We start from the raw sequence: 25,316 nt of genomic DNA, 5'->3' as shown, positions 1-25,316 counted from the left end.
CCATCCTTTCATTCGATGCTATTCAATAATGTATTGGCGAGGAGACTATCCTATGATCATTTGGATTAACGGCGCGTTCGGCAGCGGCAAGACACAAACCGCAAACGAGCTTCATCGCAGAATTCCGAACTCATTCCTCTTCGATCCGGAGAACGCCGGCTATTACATTCGCAAAAACGTTCCGAAACAAATCGCAGCGCCGGACTTCCAAGATTACCCGATGTGGCGGGAAATGAATTACGCGATGCTCAGGCACATCGACCGCACTTACGACGGCATCGTCATTGCGCCGATGACGGTGGTAAACCCGTTGTATTTTGAAGAGATGGTTGGAAGGCTAAGGGAGGATGGAGTCGTTGTGAATCATTTTGCCCTGTGCGCTTCAAGAGAGGTTCTATTAAAGAGACTGCGCGGCAGAGGCGACGGCAAAAATTCATGGCCAGCGCAGCAGATCGACCGCTGCATCGAAGGGTTGTCCGACGCCCGGTTCCGTCAGCATCTGGATACGGAGCATACCTCGATTGAGGAAAATGCGGAAACGATCGCCTCGGCCTTGCATATCCGGCTGCTGCCCGACGATCGAAGCAAGCTGAAAAAACGGTTCGACCGGATCGCCGTGCAAATCAAGCAAATTCGTTTTTTTAGTTAGTGACATAAACGTTCTCCCAACGTATGATGGAGTCGATTATAGAAAGCCATCCAGGGGGAAATGAAATGATTCGCAAAAAAATAGGATTGATTCTGCTTGCATGTTCCATATTCGCGCTGTCCGGCTGCAGCTGGTTTTCGAATGAAATGGGGAAGCTGAAAAGCGCGCTGAAAGGCCGGGAAGCGATTATTCAGACGTATGACGAAAACAGCAGCATCATAGACCGCATCGAGGGCAAATCGATCGATATCGGCGCTAACGGAAGCTTTGAAATTACCGACAATGAAGGAAACACGGTAGAGAAATCGAGCGTGCTGAACATTTCCGTAGGCGGCAAAACGATGATGCACGTCGGCAGCAGCTTGATTCTAAGGGAGAAGGGCTTGATCGACGTATTCGACGAATACGCCAAGACAGCCGATATGATCAACAACGACCGCTCCGTCCCGTTTCTGAACAAGATGGTGAACGGAGTGAAAAATTTAACTACGGGACAAAACATCCTCATTCTAGTACGCTCGCAAACCGGCAAGCCGCTCGCATCGTTCGTCGGAAACCGCGTTTCGTATTTTGCTACGGACATCGATAAATCGACGGGCTTCATCATTGACGGCAAATATTTGTTCATATACCGGTGCGATTATACGGTGTACGATCTTGATTTGCTGCGCTGACTTTTTTAAGCAACCTTCCTTTTCTTCGGGCCGTTTATAGTAATAAAGGGGAAGGGGGCTTGGCAATGAAGAAGATAGCGGTTTACGCAATGGTCGTACTGGCCGTATTGCTGCTGGCGGGCTGCGGCGAGCGCGGGGCAGCGGGTTCCGGCCACGGTGCGGGACCGGTCGAGCTGGAATCGGTCCCGGAGCATCTGATCAAGCTGAAGGATGTGTTTGCCGAACACGGGGTGCAGGCGAAATCGGCATATTCGGATGAGCAAACGGTATTTCTCGAGGTTAGGAAGCTGAAGGACCACCGGAGTGCTTTGACCGAAGAGGAGACGGAACGGCTGAAGAAGGCTCTGTTTCAGGCGATCGGCGGTACGTTTCCGCTGGAGGTTCAGTCGTTCGTCATTAGCGAAGAGCCCGAGATGAAAGGCGAAATTACGGCAATAGACGGCAAACGCGTACTCGTTGTGGATCGTGATAAGCTGATCGGCACCGAAATCAAAGAGCCTGACGCGGCTTGGTACAGCTTGAGCTCCGACACCGCCCTAGTGGATAGCGACACCGGGGGCGAGATGGCGGCGGGCGATTTGCGAATCGGATTTCAGGTGAACGTATGGAGCGACGGCATGATGCTGACAAGCTATCCGGGCCAGACAACGGCTCTGCGTCTTGAGGTTACGGATTCGGATACGGGCGAAGAGGACATCCGGGGGACGGTCGACGAGATTAGCATCGACGAAGAAGATCAGTGGCAAAGCTATTTGGTCGTAAGCGGAGAGAAGCTCCGGCTGATGCCGTTTACCTTGTATTGGGAAGGCGACCGTCCGGCAAGCGTCGAACAAATTGAAACGGGCACTCGGGTTCAGGCTTGGTTTGTCGGCTATGATTTAGGCACAGCAGAGCGGATGGTTTCTCAAGTGAAGGTCGTTCCGTGAACGAGAGCGATGAAAAATCCCTGCAGGCTATTACGGCTACGGCGGGGATTTTGTTTTTTTTCGCACATTTAGACCTGCGGCAACCCGAAATGCTACAATGAAGTGACGATTAAGTACATAGGTGAAAGAGGCGCAGGAACGGTATGGTGAGATTCGGAATCATAGGCACGAATTGGATTACGGACAGCTTTATTGAGGCGGCGCGCGAGGTGCCGGAATTTTCGCTGACAGCCGTTTATTCTAGGACGGCGGAGCGCGGACGCGAGTTCGCGGCAAAGCACGGCATTCCGCACGTATTTACGGATTTGGAGACGATGGCCGCAAGCGGCGAGCTGGATGCGGTATACATTGCAAGCCCGAACGCTTTGCACGCCGAGCAGGCGATATTGCTTATGAATCATGGGAAGCACGTGCTGTGCGAGAAGCCGATTGCCTCCAATGCGAGAGAGACGCAGCGGATGATCGACGCCGCGAATGCAAACGGCGTGGCGCTGATGGAGGCGCTGAAGTCGACTTTGCTTCCGAATTTCGAAGCGATCCGCGACGCGCTGCCGAACATCGGCAAGGTGCGCCGGTTTTTTGCGAGCTTCTGCCAATATTCTTCAAGGTACGATACGTATAAGGCGGGAACCGTGCTGAACGCGTTCAATCCTGCGCTTTCCAACGGGGCGTTGATGGATTTGGGCATTTACTGCATTTACCCGATGGTCGTGTTGTTCGGCAAACCGGATACGGTTCGGGCGAACGCGGTCATGCTGGAATCCGGCGTGGATGGGGAAGGCAGCGTTCTGGCAGGCTATCGCGAGATGGAAGGGGTCATTATGTACTCGAAAATAACCCAATCCTCCTTGCCTTGCGAAATTCAAGGGGAGGACGGGAGCATCGTGTTCGACAAAATGAGCCAGCCGAAGCAGGTGGAGATCCGGTATCGCGACGGTCGCGTCGAGACGGTGACGCGGCCTCAGGCGGAGCGGAATATGCAGTATGAGGTTCGGGAGTTCATCCGGCTCATAGAGGAAGGGCGCTTGGAGTCGTCCGTGAACTCCCACGCCAACTCGCTGGCGGTGATGGAGCTGATGGACGAAGCGAGAAAACAGTGCGGAATCGTCTATCCTGCGGATCTTGCGTAACGGTTGCTGCGGCGTAAAGAGGCGGTCGGCCTCTTTATTTTTTCGCTCGGTCGTTGCCGGCGCCCGGGGCTATATCGCTTTCGGCCGGGAATAGTTTTGGGTTCGGGTGCAGGAAGATCCAACTATCCGAGTCCGTAGCATTGAGCTCGCTTTCCCGGGCAATAATGACCGGCCGTTCGTATGGAAGCTTGGGGTGAACCTATGTTTCGGGAACGGCTTCAGGGAAACTAGCAACACTACAGGTTGCTATTCGCGCCAAAACAAAGGGACTCGAGTTTTTAGCATCACCAGGAGTTGCTATTTCCCAGTTTCCGCCCCCGACGCGGAGGTTACATAGCCAATAGCAACTCGTAGTGTGCTTAATTTCCCGCGCAGCCCTAAAAACAGGCCATTAGCAACTCGTAGTGATGCTATTTTGTTTCGCCGGTGCTGCCAGGGAAACTAGCAACACTACAAGTTGCTATTCGCGCCAAAACATGGGGAACGCAATTTTTAGCATCACCAGGCGACCCCGCAATTTAAACGAAAATGGCTGTCGGTATAAAAAAGAACCGCGATTGCGGTTCTTTTTTTGGCATATGTAAAGCTAAAAAGGTTAACAATAAATGGAATAGCCGCCAAAATGGGAAGCGGTTCCAAGTTATAATAAACGCTTATATTTTTAGCGAAATTAATACTTAAATCCACGCAACTAGGTTGGTGATTTACGATTTTTTGTGTATTATTAAATTGTCATAAGAAAAATTAATAAATAGGGAGGGGTACAAATTGTATGGATCATATGATTTTTGAGGTGGGAACGGCCCTGGCGCTCATTGCGATCGCTTCGCTAGTGGCCGGAAAATTAAAATTTTCCATTATACCGTTTCTTATTGTACTCGGAATGGCGGTCGGTCCGCACGCTCCGGCGTTCGGCATTTTGGACTTCCGATTTATTGAGAGCCAAGAAGTCATTTCATTCCTCGGACGAATCGGAGTGCTGTTTTTACTCTTTTATATAGGGCTGGAATTTTCCGTCTCCAAGCTCGTAAAGTCCGGGCGCAACATCGTCATCGGGGGAACCGTTTACGTATTGCTCAATTTTTTGGCTGGGCTAGTCTATGGTTTTCTGGTAAACTTCCCTTTGTATGAAGCGTTGATCGTTGCCGGGATGCTGTCCGTATCCTCGACGGCGATCGTGGCGAAAGTGTTGGTTGATTTGAAACGGACCGGCAATTCCGAAACGGAGCTCATCTTGGGCATGATTTTGTTCGACGATCTGTTTCTTGCCGTGTTCCTGTCGGTGATGTCCGGACTGCTGCTGGGCGGCGCCACCTCTATTGGCGGAATCCTTTTGTCCGTTGGAATTTCTTTAGGATATATGCTGTTGTTTTTCGTGATTGCGAGAAAAGGCACTCCGTTGCTGAATAAGCTGCTGCACATCACCTCGAACGAAATATTTATCATCGTCGTGTTTGCCGCGTTATTTTTCATCGCCGGATTTTCGGAAAAGCTGCATGTGGCGGAAGCGATCGGCGCATTGTTGTTCGGTCTGGCTCTTTCCGAGACCGAACAAAGCAAGAGGATCGAACATCTTGTCGTCCCGTTCCGGGATTTCTTCGGAGCCGTATTCTTTTTCAGCTTCGGATTGAGCATCGATCCGCTGACGCTCGGCGATGCCGCAGGAATAGCAATAGGGGCGGTGTTGTTGACCGTCGTTGCGAATATCGTTGCGGGAATGATTGCCGGAAGGAATGCGGGACTTTCTCATAAAGCTTCCGCCAATATCGGACTTACGGTTATGGCGCGGGGCGAATTTACGATCATTGTCGCCAACCTCGGAATTTCCGCGGGACTTTTGCCGATGCTCAAGCCTTTTTCCGCTTTGTATGTATTAATATTGGCTATTGCGGGTCCTCTGGCGGCCAAAGAATCAAAGCGTATTTATAACGGACTGAACAAAATTTTCGGATGGAGCAAGCCGCTGGCAAAAGAAAAAAATAATGGATAATGGAAACGGAGGCTTTCATTCATGAGTACCATTAGAGAATCGGATCTGCCGGGAATCGGCAAAAAATTTCAAATAGACGCCAGGTCCGGAGATAAGCTGGTTGTCGTCATCCATGACGACGGAAGAAGGGAACTGTATCATTACGAGAACGACGACCCGGACGAAAGCGTCTCTCTGGTGACGCTGGACGACGAGGAAGCGAGACAGGTTGCCGCTATCATCGGCGGGATGAACTATCGGCCGAAGGCGTTGGAAACGATCGAGGTCAGTCTCGACGAATTAGTGATTGAATGGTGCAAGATGGAACCGCATTTTGCCAGTGTCCGCAAATCGATTGAGGAATTGCAGATTCGCCAAAGAACAGGCGCTACGATTTTAGCCATCGTAGGCAAGCAATGCCAAAAAATTATTCCCGGACCGGAAGACGTTCTGGAAGAGGGAGTAACGCTCGTTATTGCCGGCGAGCGAAAGCAAATTAAACAGCTGAAAGATTTGTTATTGAACGGATAAAGGTACACCCGTCGCTGCTGACGGGTGTATTTTTTCTTTCAGAACGATCTCCTTTGAAAATAAACGAGGCCGGAGACGAAAAACAGCAAGAAGCTTCCAAGGATGACGATCAGCAGCGTCTCGAGCGGAACGTTGAACGCGCCGAAGCTGTCGGCGCCGCCGGATGCCATGGCAAGCATCGGCTGTGCCCACGGATAGTACGGCCCGTACTTCGCCGAGTTGACCACGAGAATGTTCGGCAGCGTGAAGATGACGTCCACCGCCATCGGCGCCGCGAAGCTGGACCATGCGGTGGAGACGGCAAGCTGCAGTGCGGCAAGCGGCAAACAAGCGACCCAGCCGCCGAACACGCTGCGGCCGATGCCATCCCAAGGAATAGGGGCGGGATAGCCCTTCACCAGTCCGATCAGCAGCAATCCGGTCAGGAACAACAGCTGAGCCGCCGCCAGCATCGCCGCCGTTAACGCAAACTTGGCGAAGTGAGTTCCCAAGGCAGTGCAGTCGCTTCGTTGTAGGCGAACCCCGCGAGTGTCGCAATCAAAGGGCTGACGAAGACGAGCAGCCATAGGCGGGACCTCCCCAATTTGATCCATTCCGATCTCAGCACGCCAATCACTTACAGCACATCCTTTCTGACAAAATGCGCCGCGCCGGCCGCAAACAGCAGCATTCCGAGCCCGAGCCCCGCCGCTGCGGAGTATGCCGGTTGTTCCCATTCATTATCGAGGTGCGGCCATTTCCACGGCGTCCAATCGGGGAGCAGCAGGCCGAACAACGAAAAGACGGTGCCCATAATGCCGACCGTCAGCGCAACGGCCTGATTTTTCACCGTAACCGAAAGCCACACTTGAAGCGCAACGAACGTGACGGAAGCAAAATACGGATACAATGCCGACTCCAGAAGCTTGGCGGCGGGAACATCTCCCGCATCGAAGCCAAGCGCGATGCCGAGCGTCAAAGTGCCGAGAACGAGCAGTACGCAGGAAACGAGCAGCAGAAAGCAAATCGTTGCAAATTTGGCTGCGAACAGGTATCCCTTCGGCACAGGCAGCGCCGCATTCATTTTCCATGCGTTTGTCTGATGTTCGATATTGGCGGCAAGCGAAGAAATAATCGTAAGCCCGATCATTAACGTCGGAACCGTTAAAGCCCGAACATTTTCGATCAAGCCGCCCCACAAATCGTCCGCATACAAGGGGATCAAGTAATCGTAGCGCAAAGTGAAATTTACGGCTTGCAGCGCAACGACGCCGACCGGGCCGAGCACGACCAGGAACCAAACGGCCGTCTTACGAAGCTTCAACAACTCGGAAGAGAGAATCGAAAGCATTATAAGCTGACCTCCCCTCCGGTAAGCTCGAGGAATATTTGCTCCAGCGTGCGCTTCTCCTCCTGGACCCGATAGACCGAAATTCGATGGTGTACCAGCTCTTTCACAATCGCTCCGACCGCTTCGTCCGAACGATTGCCGACCGAAAGGCAGCCGTCTTCGATATCCGCCTTGCAGCCTTTTGACAGCAGCAATGAGTGGGCGCCCCGCACATCGTCGACTTGAATCCGGATCGAGCTGGCCGACCGCATCCGCAGCGCTTCGATCGAATCTTGAAAGATGAGCCGCCCTTGCGAAATGATGCCGACTTTACCCGCGGTTTGGTCGATTTCCGACAGCAAATGGCTGGACACCATCACCGTAATTCCGTATTCGGAGGGCAGCCGCTTAATCAGCTCCCGCATCTCCAGAATACCGGAAGGGTCCAGGCCGTTCGTCGGCTCGTCCAGAATGAGCAGCTCCGGATCGCTGAGCAGCGCCAGCGCAATGCCGAGCCGCTGCTTCATACCGAGCGAATAGCCTTTAACCGCCCGCTTGGCTTCGCCGGTGAGGCGGACGATGGCCAGCACTTCATCGATGCGGCTTTTCGCCGCCCCGGTAATGCGCCTTACGGCTTCCAGGTTTTCGACGGCATTAAGATGCCCGTAATAGGACGGGTACTCGACTAAAGATCCGACGCGGCGAAGAATCGATATTTTGTTCTTGCGCAGGTCTTTTCCGAAGATTTGAATATCTCCCTTCGTCGGCCTTATGAGTCCGAGCAGCATGCGGATCGTCGTCGTCTTTCCGGCGCCGTTCGGGCCGAGAAAGCCGTAAATATCCCCTTTGTTGATTTGAAGATTTACTTCGTCTACCACCGGTTTCTTCCCGATCGTTTTGGTCAATCCGTGCGTTAGAATGATCGGCTGACTCATCGTTAATCACCTCTGACGATTATCGTAAACGCCGAAGTTTAAACGTGAGGGGGAGGGAAGTTTAATTTTCGTTTAAAAAAAGTAGGGCAAATACGGAAAGGGGAAAATTAACAATTCGTTGAATTAATGTAGAAGTGAAGTTTACCGAGGTGATGAAATGGGACAATTTGACGGCAAGGTTGCATTGGTTACAGGAGGAGGAGACGGGATTGGCAGAGCGGCCGCGGTTGCATTTTCCAATGAAGGGGCCAGGGTTGTTGTAGCGGATATAAACGAGGAGAAAGGATTGGAAACCGTAAGCCATATTCGCGCTGGCGGCGGGGAGGCCGTATGTATTGGAACTGATGTTTCCAAATCCAAAGAAGTAGAACATTTGGTTCAAGAGATCAAAACACGATACGGCCGTCTCGATTTTGCCCATAATAATGCCGGAATTGTAGCAGCGGGGAAGGCCGCTCCCACGCATATGTATTTCGAAGAAGACTGGGATGCGGTAATCGATACGAATTTAAAAGGCGTCTGGCTATGCATGAAGCATGAAATTCCGCTGATGCTCAGTAGCGGCGGCGGAGCTATCGTTAACACGTCGTCTATAGCGGGTTTGATCGGATTGAGAAAAGTACCGGCGTATGTCGCCAGCAAACACGGCATTGTCGGTCTAACCAAATCCGCGGCGCTCGAATATGCAAAGAAAGGGATCAGGGTCAACGCCATTTGTCCGGGTACCGTTCATACCCGATTGGTCGGAACAAGGGTTCCTCCAAGCGTAAACGCATTGCATCCGATCGGAAGAATCGGCACTGCTGAAGAGATCGCAACGGCCGTTATTTGGTTATGCTCGGAGGCGGCCTCGTTCGTTACCGGTCACGAATTGGTAATTGACGGCGGGCGTACTGCCGGAGAGTAAGAGATCGGATTCAAAGCTGGCAGAGATGTATCTTTAGCTATTCGTCCAAAGCCTAATGCGATTGAAACCGATTCGGAGATCGATGCTTTCTTTGAAGGCTACGGGAGAAAAATAGTAGGAGAACGGGAATATAAATACTTCGAAGGCGGACTTTATGCCTTTTTTTAAAACCACGACTAACCAATTCACATACAGAATCAAAATCTCGGTGTCCATCCAACGCAACATACTTCGATATACGCCAATTGGTCAGTCGTAGTTTAAAAGCCGGGTATTCCGTCGTGTGAAAAATAACAAATCATTTCAACGTCAAAACTATGTTAGTAATTTGTAATATTAATTCTATTTCCATCGGGATCGTAGAACTGAAAATGTATTCTTCCCCCACCCGTAAATCCTGAGATGGGTGCAGGTTCAACGCCGATTTCCGTCAAATATTGGTGGTAAGCGTAAAACATACCCCTATCATGGATGATGAAGAGCGGACGAACGGGTCCGTCTATATTGCCGACGCAAGTCCCCTCCGGAACCTTTTCCAGCACCCATGGACTATAGACGCCCGGCATGTGGTTCACAGCCAAATCCATAACCGCGAACCCTCTCTCATCATCTACCGTCTTTAACGGCATGCCTAAGTGCTTGTTGTACCAGGCGACCGCTTGCTGCAAATTCGTTACTCCAACCCGATACCCGTACCAACCCAGCCCATCTTCTTCCATCGCCTTGTCATTCCGAACACTGAATCTGATGCCCTCAGCTGTCGCCCAGAAATCAAAATACTCGTTGCCATCGTTGGCCGTATAAATGTCTGACACCCGAACTCCATTTTCCATAAAAAGTGAACGATGTTTGTTCAAATCACGCACTTTAAAGCAAAATCTTATATTTGGATCGACTGTCCCTCGTTCAGCATAGTGAAATGGCAATTTTTGATTTGTGAGTATGGAATGTATCCAAAAGCTGCCGCCTCCAACTCCTGTATTCCGCAATTTCAACATTTCCGGTTCGGGCGAATCAAACTCAGCCATCTTCGTCCACCCTAAAAACGTTTCAAACCAGACCAACGCCTTGTCGTGATTATCCCATAGCACATCGATTTCAATGCAATCATCCAAAATTTCCGGAACTCCTGCGTTTTTTGATTCTGCCGGTGACAATTTGCTCTCTCCTTTCGTTGGATTCATTATGTATTTCATCTAGTTTACACCATAATACCAAACATATGGTCCCACGACCACGTGAAGTTTATATAACTACGCTGTCCTTTCGTTTTTGGCAATGAGGACAAACAAACAAGCTCATTTTGCCAACAGAGAAACCGCCGTTCACTGAAACGGCGGTTTTGCGTCGATTACGGCATCTTAAATTCAAGCGCGGCGGAGAAGCTTCCGACGCTTTCGGTGAAGCTGAATTCGACGGACTGCTTATATTCACCGGTATCTTTCACGCGAAGTAGAATCGGGACCGGCGATTGGCCGGAGGGGGCATAGACGGCGGTTGCCTTATAGGTTCCGACCGGCAGGCTGATCCCTAGCTCCTCGTATGTCTTCTTCATAGATGTGTTTGAACCCACGGGAGTCAGCGTAACCACAACATCCCTCTCATAATCCCAGTACCCGTTATCGAAAGCGTCGCTGATGTCCCAGTGGAACGTAAGCGTTCCGATTGTTTCCTTCTGAGATGAATTTGCAGCGGGCGTTGTTCCGTTAGTTCCGGTTTGACCGGAGGAAGCGGGTTGCTCGGTGGTTGCAGGTCGTTTGACCTCAATTTCCGCTCTTTCGATTCCGGGAACGAACGTTTTAAAAGTAAATAGGGTCGATTCCTTGTATTCCTTCTCAAACCGTACCCGAACGAGCGCCGGCTTCGGCTCCGCTCCCTCCGGAGCATACTGGGCAGTTATTTTATAGGTTCCTGATGCAGGCAGCTCCCTCAAACCGAAGCCGCCCGGAAAGTTATAGCCGCGTTTGGTGATCGGCGTTCCTTCCTTGCCGTTAACGATCGGAGTGATCGTCATGATGATGTCCGATTCGCTGAATAAATCGGTAATTTCCGAATATACAAAGAGCTCGCCGATGCTCGTGTTCGGATTCATCACAAAATTCCGAACGGCTCCGGTGTTACCGGCAAACGGCTCATCCGTAACGGACTCCAATTCGATCTGCAGCTCCTTGCCGCCCGTCTTTAAGTTGTAATAGCCGCCCATATTCCATGTGGTGGCGAGCAGCGGAAGCTCGATGCGGTAATACCCGTCTGCATCCGTAACGACCGTAAGATTGCTGTTATAAATAAGCTGATTGTCGGCAAACACTTCGGCGCCTTTGACCGGTTTGCCGTCAGGATCGACAACTCGGCCCTTCACAACATAGGGCTCGGCTTTATCGGCTGACTTTGATTCGCCATTCCCGCCATTTCCGGTACTGCCGCCGGGGGCTTCGTCTCCAATCGTAATGGTCGATACCGACCCTTTCGTACTGAAGCCGACGGCATACCCGCTGTTCTCGGAGACGAAACGAAGCGGCACCATCGTGCTGTTGTTTACAATCTGAGGGGGGACGTCCAAAGTAACAATCTTTCCGTTGACCTTCGCCTTGTTGCTGTCGATCGTTAATTCAATCGTGAGACCTTCCTTCTCTCCGACGGCTTGCCGCAAAGATTGATTCCATTTCACCTGAAATCCTAAGGTTTCGAACAACTTACGGAACGGGACGAGTGCGCGTCCGTCTTTGATAACCGGCTGCGCATGCTCAAACTGAAGCCGCTCTCCGTCAAAATAAACGTGCACCTCATTGGCCGCCGAAAGCATCGGTTGCTGCATGAAGATCATGAGTAAGAGGGCACCGACAACAACGGACAAAAATATAGGAAGCCGCCTTTTTGTCAACATCAATCTCTCCTCGTTTCACATGGTATAAGTCTCCGAATTATGGTAATCGGCGGACACTCCCAAAAACAATATCAAATTACTCTCATTTTTTGATATGCCTGTAATTAGGATTCAAATATAATGAAACTAATACGGGGCAATATTGGCGGTGGGGTGCTTTCCATGCGAATTAGCGAAAAGCTGCTTCATGAGCAGCACATTTATTTTGCCGGCAGACAACGGGAAATGGAGACGCTGCGCAAGCACGCTCTAAGGGAGTCGCCGGAACCGTGGCTGCATCTATACGGGCAGGGCGGAATCGGAAAATCGTCGCTGCTGCTGCAGTTTAGGAGGGAAATGAAGGACGCTTGCTGTTACTACGTGAATGGGAGCAGGGGAATTCGCCGGAAAGAGGACGTTCTGGCGCAGCTTGCGGATCAGCTTCCGGAGCCGGATCAATCCGAGCTAGATGAAGCGGAAATGGTCATGAATTTGATGCGCCGCTCCCAGTATACGGGACTTCCCGTCGTATTGCTGTTGGACGCGTTTGAATATTGGCGGCCGCTGGAAGAATGGCTGACCGGCTGGCTTCAGCGCTTCGATGATTCCGTTCGCATTGTTACGGCCGGACGTCACCCGCTGACCGGAGGATGGCTCCGCTCCGAATGGAACGGTAATATTCATTCGGTACAGCTTCCCGCGCTTACGCACAAAGAAGTGGAATCGTACGCGCAAAAAAGAGGTCTCCTCGATCTGAACAGGCAAACCCAATTGTTTCGGTTTTCCGGAGGGGTTCCGCTTGCCATGACGCTTGCGGCGGAACTGCTGCTCCGCAGCGGAGAGAACAGACCGATCAATCGGGCGGAGCGATACCGGTTAGTCTCCATTTTGATGAATGAGCTGCTGCAGGGGCTGGAGCCTTCGTTTCAGCGGCTGCTCGAAGCCGCTTCGGTGTATTGGCGGTTCAACGAGGAGCGGCTTGCCGCGGTATTGGAAGAGGAAATGAGTACGGAAGCGTTTCGGCAGTTTATCCAAATGCCGTTCGTTATCATGATGGAGGAGGATTGGACGCTGCACGACAGCATTCGTTCTTGGGCGCTTGAGGATTTTATGCGCCGAAAGCCGAATGCGTATGAGCAGATGCGCCGCAAGGGACTCGAACATATCCGGTGGGAAGAGAAGAACAATCCGCAGCTGCGTTACAAGCTTCATCTGGACAAAATGAATTTGCACGACGATCCGCTTGTCCGAAGCACGTTCTTCTCGGGTCAGATGGAAGACGATATGGAGCTTCGGGAATGCCGCGAAAGCGATCTCCCGGAAGTTTCGTCGCTGTATACCCGCTATCTTCAGGCGGCAACCAAGTCGGAAGTGCCGGAAAAGCATCTTTCCGCGCTGCTGCGCCCGGTATGGGAGATGGAGCCCTCTTCGTTCGTGACGCTGTGGAAGCGGGATGAGATGGTCGCCTTTTATGCCATGGTGCCGCTGCACGAACGCTGTTTGCAGCTGCTCTCGACCGAGCCGTTGTTAAAGCGGCTCGCCGGCGGCTGGAAGCCGCGTCCGAGGGCGTACTTTCTGGCGTTCATCGGGATGATTCCCGAGCTGGAGGATCAGGCGAGGACGTACCTGTTGAATACGATTATTAATCATTTTGCGGCGGCGGAATGGGTTGTTGATTTTACTTGTTTGGAGGAATGGTTCCCGATTTTCGAGTACTGCGGCTTCGAGCGGAAGGAATGGGCGGAGGCGACGACCGAAGCCGGAACGGAGTACCGCACCTTCGTGTTGGACTTGACCAAGGACGACTTTATCACGAAGCTCGACAAATTAATAGCGAGCCGTTCGTCGGCCGCATCCGCCTCGCCAAGGGAAGAGGACGGCGTTGTGGAGCTCAAAAAAATAATGAAAAATTGGAAGCAGCTCGCGGGCAGCTCGCCGCTAACCGATGTATATGCGCAGTTGTTCCCTCATCGCTCGAAGACGGCGGGCTCCGTTCAGGACGATATTATGGATGCGCTCGCGATCATGTCCGAAACCGACGACAGAGACGCCATGCTGAGCGAGCTGATCAAGCTTGCCTATATCCAAAACATACGTCCGCATGAGCTGGTCGCCGAAAGGCTGAATCTTTCCATGGCCACCTATTACCGGCACTTGAACAAAGCGTTGGCGCGTTTATATCAGCTGTTGTCCGTTCAAAGGTAACCGAGCCCTTTCGACAGAACGATCTCGGTGCCTTGACCGGTGGAGTGCATATCCCATTCGACGTTCATTTCCTTGAGCATGAGCGCGGATATGGAAAGTCCTATCCCTGCGCCTTTTTCGCGGGAGCCGCCGTTCATGCCCGGCCCTTTGTCGCGCAGCATAATAAGAGCCCGGCCATCCGACTCGGCCACCCGTACGCCGACAAATTTTCCTTCCTTCGCGTGACGCATAACGTTCTGAAGGAAGTTGTCGAGCACGCGCTCCAGCCACTGCGGGTCAACGTCCCAATAGAGGGAGGCGTCGGGCAAATCGATCTCAATGTCAAAATGTTCCCGCTCAAACGCAGGGTACCAGCCGGAGCATATATTGCGAACAAGACGGACGATGTCGGTCCGCTGCGGCCGGTACGGGTATTTGCCCGTTGAGAGCAGCGTGTACGAGAACAGATTGTCGATGAGCCGGCCCAAATAGTCGACCTTCCCGTGGATGAGCTCGACGGACTGCTTGCCGGCCGAGGTGAGCGGCTCGTTCCGCAGCCGGTGCGCATGCCCTTGAATCGCGGTCAGCGGCGTGCGCAAATCGTGGGAAAGGTTGGCGATGAGCTGCTTGCGCAGCGACTCCTCTTCTTTCTCGCGCCGCCGGCTCCGCTCCAGCTGCTCGATCATGTCGTTAAAGGAGCGCTCGAGCATTCCGATTTCGTCCGTGCTTTTGACCTGAACGGGCTGCGGCGGCTCCCCGGCAGACGGAAACAGCATCGCGTGCTGCAGCCGCACGAGCCGCCGCCGAACCCGGATAAAGAAAAGCACCGACATAAGCAAAAATAAGGCGAGAACGGCGAGCGTCGCGGTGATGGCGTATTGGGAAGCGGCCGCTGACGGTCCGTCGGGCTTCACGATGACGGACCGCGGCACCTGAAACACAATAAAGCCGTCTTCGCCGCTTTCGCTGCCTTCGCCATCGCTAAGCAACGCGACCGCCGTGAAAGGATCGCCGCCGTAAGAACGCTTCATAAAAGCAGCCGTATACTGCGGCGTCCATAGCTCGGGCGCCTCCGCCGATTCCGGCAGCTTCAGCGCGGTTCGCCCGTCGCGGTTCACATACAGCATCGTCGCTTCCTTGTATTTTTCCTTCAGCTCCGCAAGCCGTGCAGCAATCTTCTCCTCGGACGAGCCTGCCAGCGCGTCGGCTTCGCTTTTCCACATATTCGCAAGGATCACGCCGTTCGGGTAAAGACTTTCGTCAGCCGCCGGCCGGCTCTGCCAAGGCTGGTACATCAACATCGTAATCACCGGAAACGAAATAGGGAGAAGTACGATGGCGATCAAAATGAGGACGACATATTTCCAAAGGAGCGACCGTTTGAAGAAGTTCAGCATTTGATCCGGTACCCCAATCCGCGAATCGTCTCCAAAATGACGGGATTCGCGGGATCGATTTCGATTTTTTCCCGCAAGTAGCGGATATGGACCATCAGCGTCTTGTCCCCTTCGATGTACGGCTCGCCCCAAACCGCTTCATAAATTTGTTCTTTGGTCAATATTCGGTTCGGATGCTTTAAGAGATACTTAAAAATGTGAAATTGCTTTCCCGTAAGCACGATGTCTTCGCCCGTTCTTTGATCGATGACCCGATGTTCCCGTTCCCTGACGGTCAGATGGCCGAGGTGCGTTTCTTGCGGTGCAGCAGGGGAGCTCCGGCGCAGCAGCACCTCGATTCTGGCGGCGAGCTCCTCCGGATGAAACGGCTTGGTCAAGTAATCGTCGGCAAATTGCAGGCCCTGGAGCTTGTCCTCGACGGCCGTGCGCGCGGACAGCATCAGCACCGGGGTGGAAGGGAACTCCCTTTTCAGCCGCTGCCCGACCGAGAATCCGTCCAGCCCGGGAAGCATGACGTCCAGCACGATCAGGTCGGCGCTCTCCGCTTGCTGTGCCGCGCCGTCTCCTGATGTGAGCCAGCATACGGAGTAGCCTCTTCCTTCCAGATCCTCCTTCGTTATGGAGCCAATCTCGATATCGTCCTCGATATATAAAATCGTAGTTTTCATCTGAATCACCCGCCACCCAGTATAAACGGAAAAAACATGAAAAGCGACCGTCTCCGGCAGGGGACGGCCGCTTGCTGGCATTATTATTTTTTGCTGTCGTTGATGAGCGTTTTGGCTGCGGCGCGGGCGCTCGAGAAAGCGCGCTCCGCCAGCTCGCCCTTGCCTTGGCAGCCGTCTCCGCAGAAGTAGAACGGCACATGCTCCATCCGTACGGGCAGCAGCTTGTTGGTTACGATATTTTTGACGCTGGAAACCATCGCTTTTTTGGACACGCGCTTGACCGCCACCGCCTCGCGCCAGCCTGGATAATGCTTGTCGAACAACGCTTCCATCTGCTCGGTTTTGCCGTTCAGGTACGCCTTGCGATCCTCCTCGCTGTCGAAGCGATCGTCAAGGTAAGCGATGCCTTGCAGCAGCTGGCCGTCCTCGGGCGCGATCGTATGATCCGTTGCGGACACGTCGCTGATGAACATTTTGTTGTCCATGTCGCTAATATAAGAGAACGGGCGGGCGACGATGCGGCTAAGCCCGATGTCGTACACCATAACTTCGGTAGGCGTCACGTCTTCGTATTCCGCCATGAACGGCTCCCACGGCGTGCCTTTCAGCAGCTTAATCACCTGCTGTACCGGCATAGCGAAGACGACCCGATCCGCCTCGTATTCCCCGTTCTTCGTGCGGAGCTTGTATTTGCGGTCTTCGTAACGGATATCGTCGATCGCTTCCTGCAGCTTGATCGACCACCGGTTCGAGCCTTCGATTTTTTGCTTCAGCTGGTTCGTAATGACCGCCCAGCTGCCCAAAATATAGTTCACCGGCCGGTTCGAGAGAAACAGGTTATGATAATACTCCTCAATGACGGGGCCGGGCACCTTCCTGGCGTCGGACGGCGCAATGAAGAAGTTGGAGCAAACGAGATGCTCCCACAATTCCTTCAGATCTTCGCCCATATCCGCTTCGGCCAAATAATCGCCGAGCGTCGCATAATGCTTCAGATTGTGAATGTGGGCCATGACGGCGGCAATTTCCGCAACGAAGCGCACCTTCTGCATCGACGGAAGCAGCTCGTATTTCATCAGGTTCATGAAATCAAGCGGCGCGGGGGTCAGCTTTTCGTTCTTGGCGTACATCACTTTCCGTTTATCCACTTGCTGGCTTCCGAACGACAGGCCGAGCTCCTGCTGCAGATGCATCAGCTCATGCCGGTCCAGGCCGTAGACGGCATGCGCGCCGTAGTTTAACGTAAACCCCGATTTCTCGTATGTGAACGCCCTTCCGCCCAGCTGCGGGCTGCGTTCGAACAGAATGCCCTCCATATCCGGCTGTTCGGACAAATAGGCGGCAGCGGTTAGTCCGGCGAGTCCGCCTCCGATGACGGCTACCTTCATTCGATATTCCTCCTTGGTCATAATCGACAAATCGACCGGCTCCGGCAGCTCCGTAGCACGAAGCCCGGCCCACGCGGCAGATAAATTCGATTGCAGCATCTTCATTAAATCTCCGTCTTCCAGATAAGCCCATTGAGTTACTGTGCCCAAGTAAACCGAAACCATAAGATCGGCTTTCCGCTCATCCGGCAGCCAGCGCATCAGCGCATGGCGAAGCGCGGCCAGGTCGTTCTCCTGCCGGTTACGCAATTCGCGGTTGTTCATATATAAAGCAGCTAAGCTACGGATCAGCTTCGGGTATCCGGCAATGTTAGACGCTAAGTCTAAAAACAGGCGGTTAATGTGGCGCTCCAACGATTCGACGCGAGCCGGCGTCGTTTTTGCCCAACGCTCCACCGTGTCGGTTTGTCCGGCCATCAGCTCTAGCAGCAAAGCCTCTTTGCTCGAAAAATAATGGTAAAACGTTCCCTTCGATATGCCGGAGGCGGATATGATCTCGTCTACGGACACGGCATCGTAGCCCTTTTCGATAAAAAGCCGCATAGCGCAGTCGATGACCGACTGTCTCTTTTTGCGGGTTTCGGCTCTCATAAATGACATGGACGTTTTTCACCCGGTGTGTTTGGCAAAATGATTTCGTCCATATTATAGCCAAAATTAGACTGACGGTCTAATGCTTTATTTTGAACGAATTCATATAAAAATGAGATTGAAGGCGGAAGAAACGGTCTTTCATATTTATTGGAAGGGTTTTCATTTTTTCGTATCGTTTTATAGTACAATATAAATATTAGCAGCCAATAAGGGAGGAGTTTGTGTGAACGGTTGGATTCAGGCAGGGGAAGCGCAGCAATTGCGGGAGGAAGGGCCGAAGGTCATTCGCGGCGGGATCGTCGTTTTATATCATGAAGACGAATTTCATGCGCTCGATAACCGATGCCCGCACCTCGGGTTTCCGCTCCATATGGGGAGCTTGTGCGACGGTATTTTGACGTGCCATTGGCATCATGCGAGGTTTGACGTTTGCAGCGGGGGCACGCTCGACCCGTGGGCGGACGATGTGCCGATGTACGATTGCAAGGTGGACGAAGGCATCGTATGGGTGAACCCGCAGCCTCGCGGAGGCAATCGGGCGGAGCGGTACAAGGCTCGGCTGCGGAGCGGCCTGGCGCAAAATATCGGGCTCGTCATCGCCAAAGCGGTCGTCGGCTTGCTGGAGGCCGGCGTTGACGAGACGGAAATTGTCGGCATCGGCATCGACTTCGGCACGAAGCACCGGCGGCAAGGCTGGGGCTCCGGTTTGACGATTTTGACGGCGATGGCGCGCGTGCTGCCCAAGCTCGACAAGCAGGGCCGCATCCTTGCTTTATACCAAGGGCTGCTGCATACCGCGAGAGATTGCGCCGGCAGCTCTTCCCGATTTCTGCTTGAACCGCTGCCCGGAAGAGACGTTCCAATCGAACGGCTCGCCCAGTGGTATAGGGACTGCATCGAGGTGCGCGATACGCAAGGAGCGGAGCGCGTGCTGCTGACGGCGATCGAGGCGGGAGCGGACGACACGCGGCTGTTTTCCATGCTGTCGACTGCGGTGACGGATCATTTTTATATGAATGGCGGGCATGCCCTCGATTTTCATAACAAAGCGTTCGAAGGCTTGCGGTTCGTTCGGGACGAGAACAGGAGCCACGTGCTTGCAGCTTTGGTGCCGATGCTCGGCGGCGCTTCGCGCAGCGAGGAGCTGCACAGCTGGATGTCGCCGGTCAATTTGGTGCAGCCGATGAAGGACGCGTTCGAGGAATTGCTCGAAGCGGGCGGCTTATCGAATAGCGGGCAAAAAAAGCTGGACGAAGAAAGCTTGCTGGAGCAGCTCCTAAGTGACGATGCCGTGGAGACGATCCGCTTCTTGAAGGAGGCGCTGCTTGACGGCGCATCGCCTGTACGCATCGCACAAATCACGGCGCTGGCCGCCGCGGAGCGGATCGCCAGGTTCCATACGCAGAACGACTTCGGCGATTGGATATCCGTGCTGCATACGTTCACGCATGCGCACGCCGTTCATGAAGGCCTTGCGCGTTCCGCCGATCCGTGGCTTGTCCGCGCCATTTTTCACAGTGCGGCAACGATTTATTTGGATCGGTTTCTTAATATTCCTTCCGCCGCCAGACCGACGCTTAAAGAAGACGGCTCGGCTGCGGCTGCGGCGGATTTGAACGAGCTGCTCGAGCTGCTCGATAAGCAGCAGCAGGTGTCCCAAGCGGCTGCTTGGGTGTTCCGGTATTTGCGAAGCGGAGGGGATCCCGGCGCGTTGTTCAATACGCTGGGACACGCGCTGCTGCGGGAGGATGCGGAATTCCACTCCTTCCAAATGTACGAAGCGGCCGTAAGCGAATACGACCGCTGGGCCGAAGAGAGCGGACCGCTGGCCGAGCGCGCCCGCGAAACGATTCTGCTTGCGCTTACCCGATATTTGGCGGCTCACGCGCCTACCTCCCGGGAGACGCCTCATACGGCGCGGATCGCGTGGCGGCTTCATCGCGGCGAGAAATTGTTTGAGGAGGCTTAACCCCGGAAGCAGGGAATACGGGGGCTGAGCGCGAAGCTTTTAGGGATGCGGGCCCAAGTACGTCCTTCGTAAAGGTTAAGCCGTTAGATGGCGGGAGAAGGGCCGCAATCGGGTGTTGGGGGGCATTTTTGGAATGGGAGTAATCGTTGGAGTAGATATCGGCGGCACGAACATGGTGTGCGGCATCGTCCGCGATGGAGCGGTGATCAGCTCGCGCAAAATTGCGACGGAGGCGGACCGCGGGGCGGAGCATGTGCTTTCCAGGCTTGCGGATACGATTCGCGAAATTGTCGAGGCAGACGGAGCGGGCGGCGAGCTTGAGGCGGTCGGGATCGGCGTCCCGGGCTTGGTTGATCCGAAGGAAGGCGTCGTGATGAGAGCGAGCAATTTACAATGGAGCGACGTTCCGATTGCGCGGATTATGTCCGAGAAGCTGGGCGGCGTACCGGTGTTTGCCGATAACGACGTGAAGACGTATGTATACGGCGAAGCCGTCTACGGAGCGGGCAAAGGCTTCGGCCACGTGCTCGGCATAACGGTAGGAACGGGGATTGCGGCCGCATATGTGCAGGAGGGCGAGCTGCTGTACGGCGATAAGTTTATGGCCGGCGAATTGGGTCATATCCGGATGGACGGCGTGACCTACAAGTGCGGCTGCGGAATGACCGGCTGTCTTGAGTCGATCGCTTCCGCGAACGGAATGGCGCGTCAAGCGGAGGAAGCGATCGCGCAAGGGAGAGAGACGGTTCTCAAACGTTGGCTGGACGAAGGAGCGATTGCGCGGGTAACCGCGGCCGACGTATCGAAGGCCTATGACCTGGGCGACAAGGTGGCCGTCGATATTATGAATCGAACCGGGACCGTGCTCGGCAAAGCGTTATCGTATGCGGTAACGATGCTCAGCCCGGACTGTTTGGTCATCGGCGGCGGCGGCGCGCTGGCGGGAGAGAGGCTGTTCAAGCCGCTGCGCGAGACGCTGAAGGAAAGCGTGCTTAGCAGCTACTGGGATAACCTGACGATCGTCCCCGCGGAGCATAACGACCACGCGGGAATATTGGGCGGCGCGGCGTTTGCAAGGCAACGAACGGCATAATATAAAGAAGGACCGCAGGCGGCCGATTGAATCGGAGGTTTGCGGTCCTTTTTGATTAACGTTATGCTTACACGCTGTGAATGACGCTGCCTTCGCTGTAGACGGCGTTGATGCTTAAATCCGGGGCGAGCAGCACGAGATCGGCTGCTTTGCCGGCAGCGATCGTGCCGGCGGTTTGCCCGATGCCGAGTACCTTCGCCGGGTTCGCGCTTGCCAGCCGGCTCGCGTCGACGATGCTGAGACCGATCCGCTCCACCATGAAGCGGAAGGCGCCGATCATCGTCAGCGTGCTTCCGGCGAGGCTGCCTCCGTGCGTTAAGCGGGCGACTCCGTCACGGACCGTCACGGCGAGGCCGCCGAGCGAATATTCGCCGTCGCCGAGGCCGGCCGCGGAGATCGCATCCGTCACGAGCAGCAATCTGTCTTGCGGTTTCGCGCGCGTCAGCAGCTCAATAGCGGCCGGATGCACGTGATGGCCGTCGGCAATGACCTCCGCGAAAATCCGGTCGTCGGTCATGACGGCGCCGACGGTGCCGGGCTCGCGGTGGTGAAGCCCCGTCATCGCGTTGAACGTGTGGACGGCGTGGCGCAGTCCCTTGTCCGCCGCGGCGAGCAGCTGGGCATACGATGCGTTGGTATGCCCGCAAGCGCAGACGATGCCGCAGCCGCAAGCATGCTCGATCGTCTCGAGCGCGCCTTCTTCCTCCGGGGCGAGCGTCAGCAGCTTTACGAGTCCGGGATAACGCGCGGTCCAATCCTGAACCCAGCTTTTTTGCGGCGGGACGATAAAGGCGGGGTTTTGCGCACCCGGCCATTTCGGGCTGATGAACGGTCCTTCGAGGTGCACCCCTTGCAGCTTGGCTCCCCGGGAGCCGCCGTTCGATTGGCGGGCGATCGTATCATTCGTGCACGCAAGCACCGCGTCGATCGCTTCCTTGGGCGCCGTTACGGTCGTCGCCAGCATTCTTGTCGTCCCGTTCCGTCCGTGGAAGGAAGTGATCGCTTCGTAAGCTTCCGCCGAAGCTTCCATAAAATCGTGTCCGTACCCGCCGTGCACATGCACGTCGATAAAACCCGGAACGAGAAAGCCGTCGCCGCCTTCAATGACCTCGCAATCCAGATGGTCCGGAGACTCATCCGCGGCGTATACCGCTTCGATTATGCCGTCCGCGACTACAACCGTGCCGCCGTTCAAAATTCCTTCCGCCGTCGCGATATTCGCTTTAAATGCTTTTCTACCGGTTGTCTCCGAACTCATGCGAATAACCTCCCTGCGGCAGTATCAACCAGCACCACCAAATGCGGATGCGTCTGAAGCAAGCTTGCCGGGCATTCCGTCGTGATCGGGCCGGTCAGCGCGCGGTGCACGATTTCCGCCTTGTCCGCGCCTTTGACGACGAGCAAAATCGTCTTCGCCTTCAGGATCGTGCCGACGCCCATCGTAATCGCGCGGGTCGGCACCTCGTCCATCGAGCTGAAAAACCGCGCGTTGGCGGTGCGCGTCGTTTCGCTCAGCTCGACGATGTGCGTGCCGCGAGTCAAAGCATGGTCCGGCTCGTTGAAGCCGATATGGCCGTTATGGCCCAAGCCTAAAATTTGCAGATCGATTTGCCCGACCTCGTCCAGCAGCGCGTCGTAGCGCGCGCATTCCGCTTCCAAGTCGTCCGCCGTGCCCTGCGGAATATGGGTCCGGGAAGCCGGAATATCGATAAAATCGAATAAATGCTCGCGCATATAGCGATAATAGCTTTGCTCGTGGTCTTGCGGCAGGCCTACATACTCGTCCAGGTTGAACGTTTTGACGCGGCGGTAGCTGACCATTCCTTTGCGGAACGTCTTGATCATCTCTTCATAGATGCCGATCGGCGTGCTTCCCGTCGCCATGCCGAGCACCGCGTTCGGATTCGTCTGGACCAGCCCGGTAATGATGCCCGCTCCGGCTTCGTTCAATTCCTTGTCTGTCGGAAACGTTAGGATGTTCATCGTATTTTCCCTTTCTTCTTGCGAAATTTTTTAACAGATTGATACGATTGCTCGAGCCTTGGAACGTAATCGTCGAAATTTTCGCTGACCATCCCGATGAACAAAATGTCCACCACATGCAGCAGCGCAATCCGCGACGCGAGATCGCCCCGCCGCATCCCTTCCTCCAAGGAAGAGGCGAACAGCTGAACGTCCGAGATCGAAGCAAGCGTATTGGAGCCGTATTTCGTGAGCGATATTGTCGCCGCGCCTTGTTCCTTTGCGCACCGCAGCGCGTCGATCGTCTCCGGCGTTTCGCCGGAATAGGATATGGCGATCGCGACGTCCCCCGGCCGCAAACCGGATGCGGACGTAATCTGCATGTGCGGGTCCGAAGTGGCGAACGCTCTTTTGCCGATTCTGACGAGCTTCTGGCCGAAATCCTGCGCGACGATGCCCGAGGTGGCGACGCCGTACAAGTCGATTTGCCCGGCTTTTGTGAGCAACGATATTGCCTTCTGAAGCATCGTAAAATCGATCAGTCTTGTCGTATCCGTTATGGAGCGGACGTGGTTCGCTTCAATCGCGGCGACGATGCTCTGAAGCGGATTGCCGGCGACAATGTCCTGATACGTCGTCTCGTCGCCGGTCTGCAGCGCGAGCTGCTCCGCAAGCTTCAGCTTAAACTCCGTAAAGCCGCTGAAGTGCAGCGACTTGCAAAACCGCGTAATCGTTGCGGTGCTTGCGCCGGACCGTTCGGCAAGCTCGGTGATTCCCATGCGCGTCACCTCATGCGGGTGTGCCGCAATAAATTCGGCGAGCGTTTTTTCCTTCCGGTACAGCCGGTCGGTTCGTTCCTCGACAGCGCGAAGTATGCTGGACATAAATCACTTCCAAATGAAAAAAATTTAAGTTTATTGTTTATTACAAATGAAAATTATTTTATAGTATAATCATATTGAAACTGCATTCATTTCGCAATAGCCAAACATTATACACATGGGAGTGAATCGAATGAAGCTCACGAACAAAATCGGTGTAATTGTGGACAGCTTTGGGATCGGCGTAAGAGAGGGCTTGAAGAAGGCGAAAGAAGTCGGCGCGGACGGCGTGCAAATTTATGCCGTGAAGGGCGAGATGGACCCGGACAATCTGACGCCGGCAGCAAGAAAAGAATTGAAATCGTATATTGACTCGCTCGGCCTTGAAATTTCGGCGCTCGTCGGCGACCTTGGCGGCCACGGCTTCCAAGTGAAAGAGGACAACGCATGGAAAGTGGAAAAGTCGAAGCGGATCGTCGATTTGGCGCTTGATCTCGGCACCAACATCGTAACGACACATATCGGCATCGTGCCTCACGATCAATCGTCCGAGCTGTTCCATACGCTTCATTCGGCTTGCGAGGAATTGAGCAATTACGCGAAGAGTGTAGGCGCTTACTTCGCGATCGAGACCGGTCCGGAAACCGCAGCGGATTTGAAGGCGTTCCTTGACACCTTGTCCTCCAACGGCGTATCGGTCAACTTCGACCCGGCGAACATGGTCATGGTTACGGGCGACGATCCGGTTCAAGGCGCTCGTTTGCTGAAGGATTACATCGTTCATACGCATGTGAAGGACGGCGTGCGGTACCGCCCGGTCGATCCTCGCGACGTATACGGCGCTGTCGGATACGAGCCGATGGATCACGAGAAGATCGCCCAGATGGTAGCGTCCGGCGAATTTTTCAGAGAAGTGCCGCTCGGCGAAGGCTCCGTCGATTTCGACGCTTATTTCAAGGCGCTGCAAGAAATCGGCTATACGGGTTACTTGACGATCGAGCGCGAAGTCGGCGACCAGCCGGAGGTCGACATCCGCAAAGCCGTTGAGTTTATCAAGCGCTATAAATAGATTTCTCTTCATTTATATAATAAGCACTCGTCCTTGCATTTTAGTATGCGGGTGCGGGTGCTTTTTCATTCTACGTTGTCCCCACTTATGGATGAAACCAGCAACCGGGAAGAAAAACGATATCCTCCTAACGATTAGAATGGAAGAGATGTATCTAATAATTTATGAGCCAAGAAGGGAAGGAATATGATGGGCAGCGTATTTTTAGACATATCCATGTCACTGGACGGATTTATTGCCGGAAGGGGTGATGAAGTAGAGCGGCTGCACGATTGGAT

Annotated in this window: 22 protein-coding genes; 11 read left to right on the top strand and 11 right to left on the bottom strand. The window is 54.0% G+C overall.

All coding sequences use genetic code 11. The features are described from left to right. The first annotated feature begins 52 nt into the window (after nt 1–52). The 6 genes from PT964_RS15575 to PT964_RS15550 all read left to right on the top strand — a co-directional run bounded on the left by PT964_RS15575 (nt 53) and on the right by PT964_RS15550 (nt 5,879). Nucleotides 53–649: an AAA family ATPase gene (locus PT964_RS15575; RefSeq protein WP_274364286.1), complete on the top strand. Its 597-nt coding sequence runs from the start codon at nt 53–55 to the stop codon at nt 647–649. 65 nt (nt 650–714) lie between these two features. After that, complete coding sequence (locus tag PT964_RS15570) at nt 715–1,323, top strand: DUF5052 family protein (RefSeq protein WP_274364285.1); 609 nt, start codon at nt 715–717, stop codon at nt 1,321–1,323. A gap of 65 nt (nt 1,324–1,388) precedes the next feature. Beyond that, nucleotides 1,389–2,249, top strand: coding sequence for a hypothetical protein (locus PT964_RS15565; protein ID WP_274364284.1), 861 nt, complete (start codon nt 1,389–1,391; stop codon nt 2,247–2,249). Nucleotides 2,250–2,392: 143 nt separating this feature from the next. Then, complete coding sequence (locus tag PT964_RS15560; RefSeq protein WP_274364283.1) at nt 2,393–3,379, top strand: Gfo/Idh/MocA family protein; 987 nt, start codon at nt 2,393–2,395, stop codon at nt 3,377–3,379. Between the two features lie 772 nt (nt 3,380–4,151). Further along, the gene (locus PT964_RS15555) at nt 4,152–5,369 is read left to right on the top strand and encodes a cation:proton antiporter (RefSeq protein WP_274364282.1); all 1,218 of its coding nucleotides are present in this window, start codon (nt 4,152–4,154) and stop codon (nt 5,367–5,369) included. A gap of 21 nt (nt 5,370–5,390) precedes the next feature. Then, nucleotides 5,391–5,879 (top strand): cation:proton antiporter regulatory subunit, encoded by a 489-nt coding sequence (locus PT964_RS15550; protein ID WP_274364281.1) that lies wholly within the window; start codon nt 5,391–5,393, stop codon nt 5,877–5,879. Between the two features lie 38 nt (nt 5,880–5,917). Here the strand turns inward: PT964_RS15550 and PT964_RS15545 are convergent, their stop codons facing one another. The 3 genes from PT964_RS15545 to PT964_RS15535 are packed head-to-tail and all read right to left on the bottom strand — an operon-like array spanning nt 5,918 to nt 8,123. Continuing rightward, nucleotides 5,918–6,445, bottom strand: a complete 528-nt coding sequence (locus PT964_RS15545) for an ABC transporter permease (protein WP_337995046.1) — start codon at nt 6,443–6,445, stop codon at nt 5,918–5,920. 50 nt (nt 6,446–6,495) lie between these two features. After that, nucleotides 6,496–7,209 (bottom strand): ABC transporter permease, encoded by a 714-nt coding sequence (locus tag PT964_RS15540; RefSeq protein WP_274364280.1) that lies wholly within the window; start codon nt 7,207–7,209, stop codon nt 6,496–6,498. Beyond that, a complete protein-coding gene (locus tag PT964_RS15535) occupies nt 7,209–8,123 on the bottom strand; it encodes an ABC transporter ATP-binding protein (RefSeq protein WP_274364279.1) in 915 nt (304 codons plus the stop codon). Before PT964_RS15535 ends, PT964_RS15540 begins: the two co-directional genes overlap by 1 nt. A gap of 157 nt (nt 8,124–8,280) precedes the next feature. Here PT964_RS15535 and PT964_RS15530 point away from each other — a divergent pair, with 157 nt between their 5' ends. Then, nucleotides 8,281–9,030 (top strand): SDR family oxidoreductase, encoded by a 750-nt coding sequence (locus PT964_RS15530; protein ID WP_274364278.1) that lies wholly within the window; start codon nt 8,281–8,283, stop codon nt 9,028–9,030. A gap of 320 nt (nt 9,031–9,350) precedes the next feature. On the opposite strand, the gene PT964_RS15525 is transcribed toward PT964_RS15530, so the two are convergent. Both PT964_RS15525 and PT964_RS15520 read right to left on the bottom strand, forming a co-directional pair. Further along, complete coding sequence (locus tag PT964_RS15525) at nt 9,351–10,187, bottom strand: VOC family protein (RefSeq protein ID WP_274364277.1); 837 nt, start codon at nt 10,185–10,187, stop codon at nt 9,351–9,353. Between the two features lie 194 nt (nt 10,188–10,381). Continuing rightward, nucleotides 10,382–11,914, bottom strand: a complete 1,533-nt coding sequence (locus PT964_RS15520; RefSeq protein ID WP_274364276.1) for a stalk domain-containing protein — start codon at nt 11,912–11,914, stop codon at nt 10,382–10,384. Between the two features lie 120 nt (nt 11,915–12,034). Between PT964_RS15520 and PT964_RS15515 the strand changes: the two genes are divergently transcribed. After that, entirely contained in the window at nt 12,035–14,098 is a 2,064-nt protein-coding gene (locus PT964_RS15515; RefSeq protein ID WP_274364275.1) for an ATP-binding protein, read from the top strand. Here PT964_RS15515 and PT964_RS15510 read toward each other — a convergent pair. The 3 genes from PT964_RS15510 to PT964_RS15500 form a co-directional block, all read right to left on the bottom strand. Then, nucleotides 14,089–15,474: a sensor histidine kinase gene (locus PT964_RS15510; protein WP_274364274.1), complete on the bottom strand. Its 1,386-nt coding sequence runs from the start codon at nt 15,472–15,474 to the stop codon at nt 14,089–14,091. The genes PT964_RS15515 and PT964_RS15510 overlap by 10 nt on opposite strands. Continuing rightward, nucleotides 15,468–16,142, bottom strand: a complete 675-nt coding sequence (locus PT964_RS15505) for a response regulator transcription factor (RefSeq protein WP_274364273.1) — start codon at nt 16,140–16,142, stop codon at nt 15,468–15,470. Before PT964_RS15505 ends, PT964_RS15510 begins: the two co-directional genes overlap by 7 nt. 83 nt (nt 16,143–16,225) lie before the next feature. After that, nucleotides 16,226–18,130: an FAD-dependent oxidoreductase gene (locus PT964_RS15500; RefSeq protein ID WP_274364272.1), complete on the bottom strand. Its 1,905-nt coding sequence runs from the start codon at nt 18,128–18,130 to the stop codon at nt 16,226–16,228. A gap of 217 nt (nt 18,131–18,347) precedes the next feature. On the opposite strand from PT964_RS15500, the gene PT964_RS15495 reads away from it, so the two are divergent. Together PT964_RS15495 and PT964_RS15490 are read left to right on the top strand one after the other, a co-directional pair. Beyond that, nucleotides 18,348–20,093, top strand: coding sequence for a Rieske (2Fe-2S) protein (locus PT964_RS15495; RefSeq protein ID WP_274364271.1), 1,746 nt, complete (start codon nt 18,348–18,350; stop codon nt 20,091–20,093). A 133-nt stretch (nt 20,094–20,226) separates the two neighbouring features. Then, nucleotides 20,227–21,186 carry an ROK family protein gene (locus PT964_RS15490; RefSeq protein WP_274364270.1) on the top strand — a complete coding sequence of 320 codons (960 nt, stop codon included), beginning with the start codon at nt 20,227–20,229 and terminating at the stop codon, nt 21,184–21,186. 67 nt (nt 21,187–21,253) lie between these two features. On the opposite strand, the gene nagA is transcribed toward PT964_RS15490, so the two are convergent. Genes nagA through PT964_RS15475 form a run of 3 tightly spaced genes read right to left on the bottom strand, consistent with a single transcriptional unit; the run spans nt 21,254 to nt 24,032 of the window. After that, nucleotides 21,254–22,444: an N-acetylglucosamine-6-phosphate deacetylase gene (nagA, locus tag PT964_RS15485; RefSeq protein WP_274364269.1), complete on the bottom strand. Its 1,191-nt coding sequence runs from the start codon at nt 22,442–22,444 to the stop codon at nt 21,254–21,256. Next, nucleotides 22,441–23,169: a glucosamine-6-phosphate deaminase gene (gene nagB / locus PT964_RS15480; RefSeq protein ID WP_274364268.1), complete on the bottom strand. Its 729-nt coding sequence runs from the start codon at nt 23,167–23,169 to the stop codon at nt 22,441–22,443. Before nagB ends, nagA begins: the two co-directional genes overlap by 4 nt. Beyond that, nucleotides 23,166–24,032 carry a MurR/RpiR family transcriptional regulator gene (locus PT964_RS15475; protein WP_274364267.1) on the bottom strand — a complete coding sequence of 289 codons (867 nt, stop codon included), beginning with the start codon at nt 24,030–24,032 and terminating at the stop codon, nt 23,166–23,168. Before PT964_RS15475 ends, nagB begins: the two co-directional genes overlap by 4 nt. Before the next feature lie 130 nt (nt 24,033–24,162). Here PT964_RS15475 and PT964_RS15470 point away from each other — a divergent pair, with 130 nt between their 5' ends. Beyond that, complete coding sequence (locus PT964_RS15470) at nt 24,163–25,038, top strand: sugar phosphate isomerase/epimerase family protein (protein WP_274364266.1); 876 nt, start codon at nt 24,163–24,165, stop codon at nt 25,036–25,038. The last annotated feature ends 278 nt before the right edge of the window (nt 25,039–25,316 follow it).

The organism is Paenibacillus thermotolerans (assembly GCF_028745515.1).
In the GTDB taxonomy this organism is placed as follows: Bacteria; Bacillota; Bacilli; order Paenibacillales; family YIM-B00363; genus Paenibacillus_AE; species Paenibacillus_AE thermotolerans.
Note: the sequence above shows the minus strand (reverse complement) of the source record. Positions and strands in the feature narration are given on the sequence as shown.